The 13,493-nt window shown below is 59.1% G+C and carries 9 protein-coding genes; 1 reads left to right on the forward strand and 8 read right to left on the reverse strand.

The window, feature by feature from the left end:
* Positions 1 to 31 precede the first annotated feature (31 nt).
* The 4 genes from VY732_RS00620 to VY732_RS00635 form a co-directional block, all read right to left on the reverse strand.
* Positions 32 to 1,210 (reverse strand): PepSY-associated TM helix domain-containing protein, encoded by a 1,179-nt coding sequence (locus tag VY732_RS00620; protein WP_077570029.1) that lies wholly within the window; start codon positions 1,208 to 1,210, stop codon positions 32 to 34.
* A gap of 78 nt (positions 1,211 to 1,288) precedes the next feature.
* Positions 1,289 to 3,793, reverse strand: coding sequence for a TonB-dependent siderophore receptor (locus VY732_RS00625; protein WP_331693371.1), 2,505 nt, complete (start codon positions 3,791 to 3,793; stop codon positions 1,289 to 1,291).
* 86 nt (positions 3,794 to 3,879) lie between these two features.
* Complete coding sequence (locus tag VY732_RS00630) at positions 3,880 to 4,881, reverse strand: FecR family protein (RefSeq protein ID WP_331693373.1); 1,002 nt, start codon at positions 4,879 to 4,881, stop codon at positions 3,880 to 3,882.
* A complete protein-coding gene (locus tag VY732_RS00635; protein WP_026000801.1) occupies positions 4,881 to 5,381 on the reverse strand; it encodes a sigma-70 family RNA polymerase sigma factor in 501 nt (166 codons plus the stop codon). The genes VY732_RS00630 and VY732_RS00635 overlap by 1 nt, the downstream gene beginning before the upstream one ends.
* Before the next feature lie 304 nt (positions 5,382 to 5,685).
* Here VY732_RS00635 and VY732_RS00640 point away from each other — a divergent pair, with 304 nt between their 5' ends.
* A complete protein-coding gene (locus tag VY732_RS00640; protein WP_077570036.1) occupies positions 5,686 to 7,566 on the forward strand; it encodes a methyl-accepting chemotaxis protein in 1,881 nt (626 codons plus the stop codon).
* 142 nt (positions 7,567 to 7,708) lie between these two features.
* Here VY732_RS00640 and VY732_RS00645 read toward each other — a convergent pair whose 3' ends face one another.
* The 4 genes from VY732_RS00645 to VY732_RS00660 are packed head-to-tail and all read right to left on the reverse strand — an operon-like array spanning position 7,709 to position 13,304.
* Positions 7,709 to 8,176, reverse strand: a complete 468-nt coding sequence (locus VY732_RS00645) for an SRPBCC family protein (RefSeq protein ID WP_331693377.1) — start codon at positions 8,174 to 8,176, stop codon at positions 7,709 to 7,711.
* Positions 8,177 to 8,198: 22 nt separating this feature from the next.
* Positions 8,199 to 11,591: an amino acid adenylation domain-containing protein gene (locus VY732_RS00650; protein ID WP_331693379.1), complete on the reverse strand. Its 3,393-nt coding sequence runs from the start codon at positions 11,589 to 11,591 to the stop codon at positions 8,199 to 8,201.
* Between the two features lie 13 nt (positions 11,592 to 11,604).
* Positions 11,605 to 12,534 (reverse strand): diiron oxygenase, encoded by a 930-nt coding sequence (locus VY732_RS00655; RefSeq protein ID WP_331693381.1) that lies wholly within the window; start codon positions 12,532 to 12,534, stop codon positions 11,605 to 11,607.
* On the reverse strand, positions 12,531 to 13,304 hold the full coding sequence (locus VY732_RS00660) for a DUF3050 domain-containing protein (RefSeq protein ID WP_404942992.1): 774 nt from the start codon (positions 13,302 to 13,304) through the stop codon (positions 12,531 to 12,533). Before VY732_RS00660 ends, VY732_RS00655 begins: the two co-directional genes overlap by 4 nt.
* Positions 13,305 to 13,493: the final 189 nt, after the last annotated feature.

Raw genomic sequence — 13,493 nt, forward strand, 5'->3', positions numbered from 1 at the left:
TTGTCATTTCAGGGCTTGTAAAAGCCAATTCTCACATCGCTTTACGTGCCTTGCTGGTACGGCGAGCCTGCCATTTGCGCCACCAGATGTAGACGCCAGTACCTGACAACCCTGCAATCAAAACACCTAACACCGCGATCATTACTTGCCCGGTCACACCAATGATCCTTCCTCCGTGTATCGGTAATTGCAACCGGTAAAACTGTTCCCCTAACGTCCCCTGTCCTGCGATCTCCTGCCCTAACAAGCGCCCATCCGTTCCATGAAAGAACAACCAGGATTTGCCATGGGCTTCAGTGTCGTGCTGCCCAAATCCTGCGCCGTAGAAGTTGTACTCAAAGCTGTAATACAACTCCCCGATCGCTGCAGTCAGTCCTAACCTTTTCCCCTCCTGTAGTGCCCTTTCGTACGCTTGCTGGTAACTCAACTGCGTCACCCCAAGATCACCAACAGGCATTCGCCCCCGAGCCTCATAGACGCTCGGCTCGATCGGTGAAAACAGCGACACCGCAGGCTTGAACACCTGGCTCGGTAAGTTCATCGCTACGCTGCTGACGGCGATCGGCAGCAACAACAGCCACAGCCACAATCCCCCCGCACGATGCAGATCGAAGTTCAGCCGGTAGGCATGCCCACCCTTGACCTTCCAGGCCGTCGACCACTTCTTCCAGAATGGCTTTCCTCTCGGCAATGTCAGCCACAGCGCAACGAAGCAATCGATCACCCAGGCAATGGCAACCAGGCCCATCAACAACAATCCCCAATTACCCGGCAACGTCAGGTTGTAGTGGAACTCAAGAATGAACGGGACAAAATTCTCCCGTTGAAAACAGCACTCGCCCCAATACCTCTGGCCCTTTTGCTCAGCATTCACCGGATCCAGATAGAACACCTGATTACGCTCAGCGAATGGCTGGCCGGTTCCCGGATCGTTACGCGGGACCATCGCAAGCAACGCGGTGTGGCCAGTCTCATTCGGGTACTCCATGTACCAGACCTGCAACTTTGGATGGGTACTCTGCACGGCATCAACCAATTCACCGGGCGGCAGTCGCTCACCCACTGCAGACGCGGCATAAAACTGCGGATTCAACCATTCATCCAGCTCATGATTGAACGCCAGAATGCTTCCCGTAACCCCGGCCAGCAACAAAAAAACCGCCGTGGCCAAGCCGATATAACGATGCAACAACACCAAAAACGCACGCATGAGAGTTTCCCCACAGAAACGACAAAGCCAGCCCCTGAGCCATCAGGGGCTGGCTTTTTTATGCACAGGACAAAAGGCTTAGAACTGGTAGCTGACCGTCGCCGCGACGTTGCGCTCTTCACCCATGTAGCAGAAGTTCAGGCTCGCACAGGAGGCGACGTAGGACTCATTGGTCAGGTTGTTCGCGTTCAGACGCACATCGACGCCCTTCAAGCCGATCTTGCTCAAGTCATAACCAATCGAGGCATCGAATAATGTGTAGGAAGGTACCTTCAGGGTGTTTTCCGCATCAGCCCAGCTATAACCGACATATCGCACACCGCCACCCAGGCGCAGGCCATCGAGCGCGGCGCTGTCGAATTTGTAGTCAGCCCACAACGACGCCATATGCCGCGGCGCCTGCGTTGGCGAGTTACCCTTGTTCTCGATCACTTCGGTCGGTGTGCTCAAGGTGCTGACCATCGACTTCGAGTATTCGATATCGGTGAAAGTGTAGCTGCCGAGCACTTTGAGGTTGTCTGTCAGTTGCATGTGCGCTTCCAGTTCCAGGCCTTGCGAGCGCACAGCGCCGACCGCGCGGTAGAAGTTTTCCTGCGGCAGTTTGGTTGCCAGGTTTTCCTGATCGATGCGGAACAGCGACGCGGTGAACAGGTTGTCAGTACCCGGTGGCTGATACTTCAAGCCGACTTCCCATTGTGTTCCGTCGGTAGGAGCCAGCGGGTTACCGGCGCTGTCGGCGTAGGAGTTAGGGTTAAACGATTCGGAGTAGCTGATGTAGGGCGCCAAACCATTATCGAACAGGTACAGCGCGCCGGCACGGCCGGTGAGTTTGGTGCGGCGATCATTGATCTCTGTGCCAACCGGACGTCCGGCCTCAGCGATACGGTTTTCGTCCGACGTCTCGACCCAGTCCTGGCGCAGACCCAGCGAGAAACGCCACTTGTCCATCTCGATCAGGTCTTGCAGGTAAACCCCGGTCTGTTCCAGACGGCGCAGGTAACTGGTCTCGCCATACATGTCGATCGCCGAATTGCCGTACACCGGATTGAACGCATTGATCGGCGCGAGTCCGCCACTGGTCCAGTCGACCACGGTTTTACGCCGCTGATAATCCGCGCCCATCAGCACCGTGTGTTTGGTTGCGCCGGTGAAAAATTCAGCCTGGAGCATGTTGTCGACGATAAACGCATGCAGGCGCTCGTCCCCGCCGGTGTAATAGCGGTTAAGTTCGTTGCTGCTCGGCGAGGTCCAGCCGTAGGCGTAGACCTGATCCATGTTCACTTTGGAATCGAGATAACGAAAGTTCTGTCGCGCGGTGAAGACATCGTTGAAGCGATGTTCGAATTGATAACCGAACGATTGCTGATCACGCGAGTAACCATCGACGCCCGGCTCACCTTCGAAGAAGTGTGGCGAGATACGGTTGCCGTTGCGCTGATGAATGGTGCCGTCGGCCGGTACACCGCCGTGGTAACCGCCATCTGGATCGTGTTGCAGATAAGCCTGCAGCGTCAGCGAGGTGTCTTCACTGAAATCGATACTCAGCGTGGGTGCAAGGGCGAAGCGTTTTTCCTTGTTGTGGTCGAATTGCGTGTCGGACTGATCCGTTAACCCGGTCAGACGAAAGGCGATACGCTTGTCGTCATCGACCGGACCGCTGAAGTCAAAACCGACCCCGCGCTGACCTTGCGTGCCGACCGTCGCTTGAACCTGATGGTAAGCCTCGTACAGCGGTTTCTTGCTGGTCAGCGCCACCAGACCACCTGGCGAACTGCGACCGTACAGTACCGACGATGGTCCCTTGAGAATGTCCACGCGCTCCAGGAAATATGGGTCGACTTGCATGGTGCTGTAAGTACCGCTGTCGCCCATCGACTTGAGGCCGTCGAGGTAGATGTTGTCCACCGAGCCGTCGTTGAAGCCGCGCATTGCCACGTAGTCATAGCGATGAGTCGCGCCGTACGGATTGGTCAGTACGCCCGGGGTGTAGCGCATCGCTTGCGAGACAGTCTGCGAACCCTGATCGTCCATTTGCTCGCGAGTGACCACAGACACGCTTTGCGAAGTTTCCAGCAACGCGGTACTGGTCTTGGTGGCGATCTGGCTGTGAGTGGCGTTGTAGCCATCCATGCTGCCCAATGCGTTGCCGAGGGCGAAGCCTTTGATGTCGGTGGTCGGCAGGGCCAGTACTTCGGTCTCAGCCAATGGGCGCAGGATGTAACTGCTGCCGTCCTGACTAACCGCTTCCAAACCGGAGCCACCGAGCAAATGGCTCAACGCCTGATCGGTCGAATATTCACCCTGTACGCCCGGCGATTGCCGTCCTTGAGTTTGCTGCGGGGTCATCGACAACGTGATGCCAGCCTGACGGGCAAACTGATTCAGCGCCTCACCGAGAGGGCCTGCAGCCACATTGTAGCGATGGCTGACTTCACCGCCAGCGGGAGTCGCCGCCATGCTTATAGCAGGCATCACACCAACACTTAATGCAGTCGAAAACAGCGCCGCTCGAACGGCGTGGCGCAATAGGCCAGATTCGGTATTGAAATTCAGAGAGTTCTTACAGGTGGCGCGGACAGTCATTGTAGGTTTCCGTAGGCAGTCGCGAAGGCTGAGTTGAAGTGCTTACTGACCAAGCCGGACTTGCTGCAAAAACCCGCCAAAAAATTTCAGACCGCACGTTCCAGCGTCACCCACCAACGCGTGCGATAGCGCAATTGCACCGGCAACGTCTGCGGCAGAATCGCCAGCAGTTTGTCGGTGTCTTCCAGGCGGAATACACCGGACAGACGCAGCTCCGCCACTTCCGACGCGCAATTCAGAAAGCCCTGACGATAACGGCTGACTTCGCTGAGGAAATCCCCCAGACGCATATTGCGCGTGACGATCAAGCCATCGACCCAGGCGCCAGCGTCCATGTCCAGCGTCGGGGCCGGACGGACCTGGTGATGGTCGATCAGATAACTCTGCCCGGCGAGTGCTTCTACCGAGGTGCCGCCGGAGTGGATGGCAACCTGGCCATGGGTGACGCTGAGCCGCGTGCAGTCATTGTCCTGACGCAGGATGAATCGGGCATCGACGGGCTCATAAGTGCCGTGACGATTTTGTACCCGCAGCGGCCGATCAGTCGGCGCGCCCTCGTCGGAGCCACCACACGTGACAATGATCTCGCCGCGAGTCAGTTTGATCAGGCGCTGTTGCGCGGTGTAATCCAGATCCACCGCGCTGGCAGTGTTCAACTCGATCCGGGTACCGTCCGGCAACTGAAAGCCGCGCCGCTCGCCCGTCGCGGTGGCGTAATCGGCACTCCATTGCTGCCACGCGGCAGTGTCCTTGGCCAGCCAGGCGGCGGAACCCATCAGCAATGCGCCAGACAATAGCTTCAACGCCTGTCGCCGGCCCAAACCCTGAGCACTGTTTTCCAGGGTGTTGAAAGCCACCTGCGCGCCGGGCACCGCGCGCAGGTTATTGCTCAACTCGGCTTGCAGCGACTGCACCCGTTGCCAGGCCAGTTCGTGCTCATGGTGTTCGGCGCGCCACTGTTCGCACTGGCGATTCAGGCGCGGATTGCCGTGATTGTTGCGCAGTCGCAACAGCCAGTGAATGGCCTGCTTGACCACCTGTTGCTGCGGCTCGGTGCGGCGGCTCAGAGAAAGATTATCCACAGGCATCAGCTTTCGTACCGCAGCACATAACAGTGATACAGCGCATCGGCGACGTAGCGTTCAACTGAGCGCAACGACAGTCCCATCTGCTCGGCGATCTGCTTGTGGGTCAAACCTTCGCACTGCGCCAGCAGAAAGGCCTGACGCACTTTTGGCTTCAGTCCTTCAAGCATGCGCGCGATGCTTTCCAGCAGTTCGATCACCAGCGCCCGGGCTTCGGCACTCGGTGTTTCTGCTTCAGGCAAATGGGCGATCGTTTCGAGATAGGCCCGTTCGATTTCCTCACGGCGCCAGTGATCGATCACCAGCCCACGCGCAATCGTGCGCAGGAAGGCGCGAGGTGCTTTGAGTTCGAGGCGTTCGGTGCGTTGCAACAGGCGTACGAAAGTATCCTGGGCTAGATCCGCCGCATCCGCCGCGTTGCCCAAACGGGCGCGCAACCACGCGTTAAGCCAGCCGTGATGACTACTGTAAAGCGCCTGTACTGCAAACTCAGGAGAGGACATGAACGCGAACGTCACAAATGATAATTACTCGCATTGTCATCAAGGGTTACGAAATTTGCAACAGCCACCCGAACATCAGCCCTGAAAAACATCGGGGAGAACGCTCTGGCACGCCGTTCGGCGGGAATCCTTCAGAAATGTCATCCATTTCCCGCTCAGCCCTAAGATTTCTCCGACACGTGCCGACAGACTGGTGAGACATGCGTGCACCAAAGTAGAGCGGCCTGAAGAACGCTGCCTGCGCTGTACATGGAATGTTGCATCCAGAACGCATCCCCACTTTTCGCATAAGAAGTCCCATGAAATGAATCTCAAGTTCAGCCATAAAATCCTGTTGGCCGCCTCGGGCGTCGTGGTCCTGGCGTTCGCGCTGTTCACCCTCTACAACGACTATCTGCAGCGAAACACCATTCGCCAGAACCTCCAGTCCTCTGTGCAGCAGGCCGGTGATCTGACCGCCAGCAGCGTGCAGAACTGGATGAGCGGGCGGATTCTGGTGCTGGAAAACCTCGCGCAGAACGTTGCCCATCAGGGCAAGGACGCGGATTTCCCGGGCCTGGTCGATCAACCAGCGTTCACCTCGAACTTCCAGTTCACCTACGTCGGCCAGGCCAACGGTGTGTTCACCCAGCGACCTGACGCGAAGATGCCGGACGGCTATGACCCGCGTCAGCGCCCTTGGTACAAGCAAGCCGTTGTGGCTGACAAAACCATGCTGACCCCGCCGTACATGGCCGCTGTCGGTGGCCTGGTAGTGACCATCGCCATGCCGGTGAAAAAGAACGGCGAGCTGCTCGGTGTGGTCGGTGGTGACCTGAGCCTGGAAACCCTGGTGAAGATCATCAACTCGGTGGACTTCGGTGGCCTCGGCCATGCGTTCCTGGTCAGCGCCGACGGTCAGGTGATCGTCAGCCCGGACAAAGACCAGGTCATGAAAAACCTGAAAGACATTTACCCGAACACCAGCGTGCGCATCGAGAAGGGCAACCAGAACGTCGTGCTTAACGGCCAGGAACGCATTTTGTCGTTCACTCCGGTCAGCGACCTGCCGAATGCGCAGTGGTACATCGGTCTGTCGATCGATCGCGACAAGGCCTACGCCGCACTCAGTCAATTCCGCACTTCGGCGTTGATCGCGATGTTTGTCGCCGTGGCCGCGATTGCCTTGCTGCTGAGCCTGTTGATCAATGTGTTGATGCGTCCGCTGACCACCATGGGCCGTGCGATGCAGGACATTGCTCAGGGCGAAGGCGACCTGACCCGTCGTCTGGTTGTGGAAAGCAAAGACGAGTTCGGTGAATTGGGCAGCGCGTTCAACCAGTTCGTTGAACGGATTCACGCGTCGATTTCCGAAGTGTCCTCGGCAACCCGTCATGTGCATGACTTGTCGCAACGGGTGATGGCGTCGTCCAACGCCTCGATCGTCGGCTCCGACGAGCAAAGTGCGCGCACCAACAGCGTGGCTGCGGCGATCAACGAACTGGGCGCCGCCACCCAGGAAATTGCGCGCAACGCCGCCGATGCTTCGCAACACGCCAGCGGTGCCAGCGAGCAGGCCGATGATGGTCGTCAGGTGGTCGAGCAGACGATCCTGGCGATGACCGAGCTGTCGCAGAAGATCAGCCTGTCGTGCACGCAGATCGAAACCCTGAACGCCAGCACCGACAACATCGGCCATATCCTCGATGTGATCAAAGGCATTTCGCAGCAGACCAACCTGTTGGCGCTCAACGCCGCAATCGAAGCAGCGCGTGCCGGTGAAGCCGGACGTGGTTTTGCGGTGGTGGCGGATGAGGTGCGTAACCTCGCCCATCGCACCCAGGAATCGGCGGAAGAGATCCACAAGATGATCACCTCGCTGCAGATCGGTTCGCGCGAAGCGGTGACCACCATGAACGCCAGTCAGGCCTCCAGCGAGCAGAGCGTGGAAGTGGCCAACCAGGCCGGTTTGCGTCTGGTCAGCGTGACTCAGCGCATTGGTGAAATCGACGGCATGAACCAGTCGGTGGCCGCGGCGACCGAAGAGCAGACCGCCGTGGTGGAAACCCTCAACGTCGACGTTAACCAGATCAACCTGCTGAACCAGCAGAGCGTGGCCAACCTCAATGAAACGCTGAAGGATTGTGATGCGTTGTCGCAGCAGGCAAACCGCCTGAAGCAATTGGTCGACAGTTTCAAAATCTGACCTCAAGTCAGACCGCGTTATCGTTCATCGCGAGCAGGCTCACTCCTACAAATTAACCGGGTTCCATCTGAAGGAACCCGATCAACTGTAGGAGTGAGCCTGCTCGCGATAGCGGTCTAGAACTCACCGTCAAACTCAGGCCTTAAACAAACAGCCTCAGCACATTCCCCATCGCATCATCCGCAAACCCCTGCACAAACTCCTTGAACCCCGGCAACGCCTCTTTACCGCCCGAAGCCGGCTCGGCAATGATCGTCCACGTCGCCCGGGATTTACCTGCGCCCAGCGACTCCACATTCATCGCCGCCCACAGATTCGCCACCCCCAGCGTGTTGTAAATCGTCGTCCAGGTCATGCTCCACGCCTGCTCATCGCGGGAGTTGAGTTGCTCGACCACCACGTTGCCGTCCTTGAAGCATTTCTTGCGCAGCGAGGACACACCTTCGCCGATTGTTTCGATGTGCGACAGCGCCGGAATGAAACGGTCGAAACCGCCGAAGTGGCCGACCACCGCCCAGACTTGCGTCGCGTCCGCTGGCACTTCCACCGACGACACAACGTGGCAGCCATGCGGGTTTTGGATCAGCGTATCCGGTTGCAAATTGCTCATGGTGTTGCTCCTTTTTGTTGGATCAGATGAAGTTGATTTGTTTCAGGTAGTCGCAGCCGCGACGCAGCAGCGCCGGGGATTTCTGCGGGTAGTGCGCGCCCATTTGTTGCACGCCGGCCTCGGCGTTGGCGTGGCCGATCAGGGAGATGTCGCCGATGTCTTCTTCGAAGCCGTTGAGGTAGAAACCGAGCACGCCGAACAGCGCGTTGTCGGCGTCGACCCGGCCCAGTTGCTGTTGCCAGTCAGCGACGCTGACCAACGCGAACTCGCTGCCGCTTTCGCGGAACGACGCGACATAGGCGTCCCAGCTCAATGGTTCGGGGTTATGCAGGTTGAACACCGCACGTTCCGGCGAATAACGGCTGGCGTGGAAGGCAATGAAACGGGCGAGAAAGTCCACCGGCATCAGGTCGAAATTCAGCGCGAAGGCTGGTACCTGGCCGAGCTGGATCGAGCCTTTGAGCATCAGCATCAAGCGGTTTTTGTGCGGCTGACAAACGCCGCTCAAGCTGTTGAAACTGATGTTGCCGGGGCGATACAGATTGACCCGTACGCCGCGTTCCCGTGCCCGTTCGAGGATGCGCTCGCCGACCCATTTCGACAGGTTGTAACCGTTGCGAATGTAGATCGGTGGCGTCAGCGCGGCGGGCAGTTCCAGCACCCGTCCCGCGTCATCGACCGTGCTTGAAGCCGACAGCGTCGAGACAAAATTGAAGACCTTTTTGCTTTGCCCTTCGCACAGGCGCAGCAGGGCGAAAATCGGTTCGACGTTGTCCGTCGCCAGCGACTCGTAATCAAGTACGTGATTGACGTTGGCGGCGTTGTGCACCAGTGCGCCGAACTCATGATCCAGGCGTTGATAATCGTCGTCGTTCAAGCCCAGTTGCGGGCGGGTAATATCTGCCGCGTAAACCCGCACGCGACTCAGATCCAGATGCTCCAGGCGGTTTTCACTCAGTGACTCGGCAAAGCGTTGCGCCGCCGTTTTCCCGCCGCCATCGCGTACCAGACACGCGACTTCGCTGGCGCCCCAACCGAGCAGTGCCTCGACGATGTGCACGCCGACAAAACTGTTGGCGCCAGTGACGATGACCTTATGCACATCGCCCATGCGGCTGATCGGCAGTGGCTCGATATCAAGCGCGCGCTCGGCGTCGGCCATGGCCTGGGCGCTGAGCACGGCGCTGTCATCGGTGCCACGCACCAGCGTTGCCAGTTTGATGATGGTCGGCAGTTCGATGAAGCGGTTGATCGAGATGCTGCGGCCGAACTCCTCACGCAGCCGCAGCAACATCCGTGACAGCAGAATCGAGTGACCGCCGAGATTGAAGAAGCTTTCGTCGGTGGAAATATCGCTGTTCGGCAACTCCAGCAATTCCGCCCAGATCTCCAGCAACAGCGCTTCGTCGGCATTCGCCGGCAGGCATTTCGGCCCGTTGTCTTGCACGCTCACTGGCAGTGCCAGCAGCGCGTTGCGGTCGACCTTGCCGTTGCTGGCGAAAGGCATGTTCGGCAGTTCGGTCCACGCGACGGGTTGCATGTAGTCGGGCAGAAACTGCCGGGCGTGGGCCTTCAGCGCTTCGCGCGCGGTGTCCGATTGCGGCTGGGCGAAGAACGCCAGAATCCGTCGCTGAGTGTCGATCACCACTGCGATTTGCCGGTACAACTGGCTCTCGCGCAGGCAGCGTTCGATCTCTTCCGGCTCGACCCGGAAGCCGCGAATCTTCACTTGGTTATCGCGCCGTCCACACAGCTCGATACCGTGCCCGCCCCATTTGGCCATGTCGCCGCTGCGGTAAGCGCGCAGCGTTTGGCCGTCCGGCAGATTCAGGGTCAGATAACGTTCGGCGGTCTGCTGTGGGTTGTTCAGATAGCCGAGGCAGACGCCGGGGCCGACGATGAACAATTCGCCGACGGTGTTCTGCGGCACCGGTTGCAAATCGTCGTCGAGAATCAGCACCTGGCTGTTGGCGATCGGCGCACCGAGGCTGCGGTTGCTGTCGCCGGGTATCAGTTGACGCGCAGTGATCAGCACCGTGGCTTCGGTCGGGCCGTAAAGATTGTGCAACGTGCCCTGACGGGTCAGTTGCTCGATGACAAACGGCTCGCAAACATCGCCGCCGGTCATCACTTGCACGCCTTCCAGTTGCTCCAGCGGCAGGATGCTCAACAGCGCCGGTGGCAGGAACGCGTGGGTCAGTTGCCGTCGGCGGATCAACGCGACCAGTTGCAGCGGATCGCGCCGTTGCGTGTCGTCGGGCACCACCAGTTCGGCGCCTTCGAGCAGGGTCGGGAAGATGTCGATCAGTGATGAGTCGAAGCTCAGTGACGAGAACTGCAAGACCCGACTTTCTGCCTGCAACTGCACGTAATCGGCGTACCACGCAGTGAAGTGCGCAAGGTTGGCCTGACTGAGCAGCACACCCTTCGGATGCCCAGTGGTGCCCGAGGTGTAGAGCGCCATGCACGGCGCATCGAGCTCTGGGCGTCGGCACATCAGCGGTTGGCTCAGATCCGCGTCTGCGCTGGTGATGTGACTGACATCCAGCCCCGCCATGGTTTCGCCAAGCGGATGCTCGCCATCATGCAGCAACAACAACGCGCCCGAGTTTTGCAGAATGTATTGCTGGCGCTGCAACGGATGACTCGGTTCCAGCGGCAGATACACCGCACCGCTGCCGAGGATCGCCAGAATCGAGGCGAACAGCGCCGGGCTTTTCGGCAGGCAGATGCCGACCACCCACGGTTGCGGATGTTGCTCGAGCAAGGGCTGCAAACGCTGTTGGATCGCGCGACTGTGGGCGTGCAGTTGGCGGTAGCTGATCGACTGTTCGGCGAGGTGCAGCGCCGGTCGTTCGGCATGACGGATCAGGCTTTGTTGCAGACGCTCGATCACTGGGAGCTGCGCCTGCTTCAGCAGCGCCGGATTGGCCGTGTCATTGAGGCGATGGACGTACGCCAGGCTGTCGAGAAACAGCAGGTTTTCCATCCGCTCGAAATCCGGTGCAGTCACCGGCGCGACCTGCTGAAGATAGTCAGCATCGCGGGAGATGCGGCTGACCAGCAGCGCCACTTCGTCCACCACCTGCGTCAGCACTCGCTGGCGCAGCGCCTGACCGTTGCCGGACGGCTCATCGCCGATCGGCACACGACTGATCAGTGACGAGCCGAGGAAGCACAGCAGGTCGAGTGTCGGCAAACCCGCCGCGCTCAGCGCGCCAACCCCCAAACGCAGATGCAGGTGTGGGATCGCGCAGAAATCGCCGGCGCCGATGAAGCCATCGTCGATGATCAAATCCACCGTCGATGCCGCCACGCCGCTGCGCCGCAAGGAGTGCCCGTGTTGTTCCAGTTCCTGCGCCAGGTCGGTCATGGCCTGGCTGGCGCCAATCAGCAAAATGTCGAGACGTTTCATGTCGGCCTCCTCATCAAACCAGGTAATCGCGCAAAGCGTGCTGCACGCACGGCGTGTCGAGCAGCGAGCTGTTGTGGAAGAACTTGACGATGTTGCCCACCAGCGGATGGTGGCGATTGATCGGGAACGCCAGCCCGGCCATCTCGTCCCTGAGCGAGCGCCGTGTGGCCTCGCTGACCGGCAGCGCGTCGATCAGGCGCAGGTCGAAGGATTTCTGGATGTCGTTGGTCAGGTAATGGCCGATGAACACCGGCAGAATCTGCGCGATGGTTTCGCGATCCGCCGCGCTGGCGGTGTGCCAATAGATGCGCACCATCCGCGCCCAGAAACTCGAATGGCGACCCTCATCGAGCAAGTGATCGGCCATCAGGCCTTTGATCGACGGCTTGACCGAGTCGTCGCGGGCGAACGCCGCGACATCGCCGGTCACGGTGTTTTCGGCGATGGCCACGCAAATCAATTCCATCGCGCTGCGCAGGTGCTCCGGTGCCAACGCTACAGCAGCAGGAATCGCCCGGCTCAGTTCGATTTCATCGGGCAACTGAATCGGTTCGATGCCGGTCATCGCCACCGTTTGCTGCATGAAATCCATCGCCACCAAGGCGTGGTAATCCTCATCGACCACCACGGTCATCGCGTCGTAACGACAGGCAAACGGGAAGGCCACGGCGAAGCGATTCTTGGCGATGCTGCGCGCGGTTTTATCGACGATTTCGGTCTCGAAAATCACCACGTCGTTGATGAATTTGTACAACGTCTGCACCAAGGCGAAATCGCGCTGCTGCGGACAGTCGCGCAGAAAGGTTTCGCTGAGCACCAGCGGCTGACGACTGAGCGGGTAGATCAGGCGTTCATCGTCTTCCAGCACGCGGCGCGGGCGAGTGCGGATGGTGGCGCGGTTCTCCCAGGCGTCGGCAAAGGATTGATAGTCGGCAGCGTTCATTGGGTCACCTCCGCCAACGGTTCGCGCATGCTCAGGCGCAGGCCGTCCCACAAGGCGATGCGGCTTTCCACGGCAGCGATGGCGCTGGCGTAGACCTCGGCTTCACGTTGCGGGTCGCCGTCGACCAGGCGTTCGAGCAGGTGTTCTGCCGCCGGGCCATGGTCTTCGGAGTCGACCTCGATATGCCGCTCCAGGTAATAGCGAAAGGTCGGCGCCTGTTCGATGCCGATGCCCCAGTCGTCAAGAATGCGCTGGAACATGGTCGGGATCACGCTCTCACGGCCATGCAGAAACGCCGCCGCCACACTGTGTCCCGGTGCATGCAGGGCGGTACGCAAGGTGTCGCGGACAAACTGTGCGGCGGCCGGATCAACCTCGACGCTTTGCAGCGCGACGTCATAGCTCACGCCTTCCTGTTGCAGGGCAACAAAGCGCTCCACGGCCGTGGTACTCGCGCCGATTTCGCGCATCGCATCCAGGTACAACTCGAAATGGCTGTAATGACCTTCGGTCAGGCGATCATCCGATTCTTCACCCAGAACGATCTCGTTGATCAACCGGGCGGCGTGAGGGTCACGCGGCGGTAGCCAGGGCAAACGCGTGCAGGTCAGTTCCTGCTGCAGGCGTTTGGTCAGCGACATGAAATCCCAAACGGCAAATACGTGGGTTTCCATGAAACGCCGCAAGACCGATAACGAAGTGATCTCGGAAAAGATCGGGTGAATACTAAGTTCGGCTTTCTTCAGGGCGAGTTGGTTCTTATTGGGCATCATGATGTCCTTTATCGTTGATGTTAAATTGAGCTGCTCTGGCAGCTGCGCAATCATTGAAACGACGACTTAATTATTTTCTGTCGGCGGACGACAAGCTTCCTTCCTGATAGGTAAGTGCGGATCGATATACCTGTGACATGGCTTCATGTCTGCCCATAAGGCGCTGCCTGCTTGCTGCTGGCGTTG

Origin of the sequence: Pseudomonas sp. ZY71, assembly GCF_036542145.1 — a bacterium.
Lineage (GTDB): Bacteria > Pseudomonadota > Gammaproteobacteria > Pseudomonadales > Pseudomonadaceae > Aquipseudomonas > Aquipseudomonas koreensis_A.

Coding starts and splice junctions, on each gene's coding strand:
- VY732_RS00645 (WP_331693377.1), bottom strand. CDS start 8,176: ATGAGCAATTTGCAACCGGATACGCTGATCCAAAACCCGCATGGCTGC.
- VY732_RS00640 (WP_077570036.1), top strand. CDS start 5,686: ATGAATCTCAAGTTCAGCCATAAAATCCTGTTGGCCGCCTCGGGCGTC.
- VY732_RS00625 (WP_331693371.1), bottom strand. CDS start 3,793: ATGACTGTCCGCGCCACCTGTAAGAACTCTCTGAATTTCAATACCGAA.
- VY732_RS00655 (WP_331693381.1), bottom strand. CDS start 12,534: ATGAACGCTGCCGACTATCAATCCTTTGCCGACGCCTGGGAGAACCGC.
- VY732_RS00620 (WP_077570029.1), bottom strand. CDS start 1,210: ATGCGTGCGTTTTTGGTGTTGTTGCATCGTTATATCGGCTTGGCCACG.
- VY732_RS00630 (WP_331693373.1), bottom strand. CDS start 4,881: ATGCCTGTGGATAATCTTTCTCTGAGCCGCCGCACCGAGCCGCAGCAA.
- VY732_RS00650 (WP_331693379.1), bottom strand. CDS start 11,591: ATGAAACGTCTCGACATTTTGCTGATTGGCGCCAGCCAGGCCATGACC.
- VY732_RS00660 (WP_404942992.1), bottom strand. CDS start 13,304: ATGCCCAATAAGAACCAACTCGCCCTGAAGAAAGCCGAACTTAGTATT.
- VY732_RS00635 (WP_026000801.1), bottom strand. CDS start 5,381: ATGTCCTCTCCTGAGTTTGCAGTACAGGCGCTTTACAGTAGTCATCAC.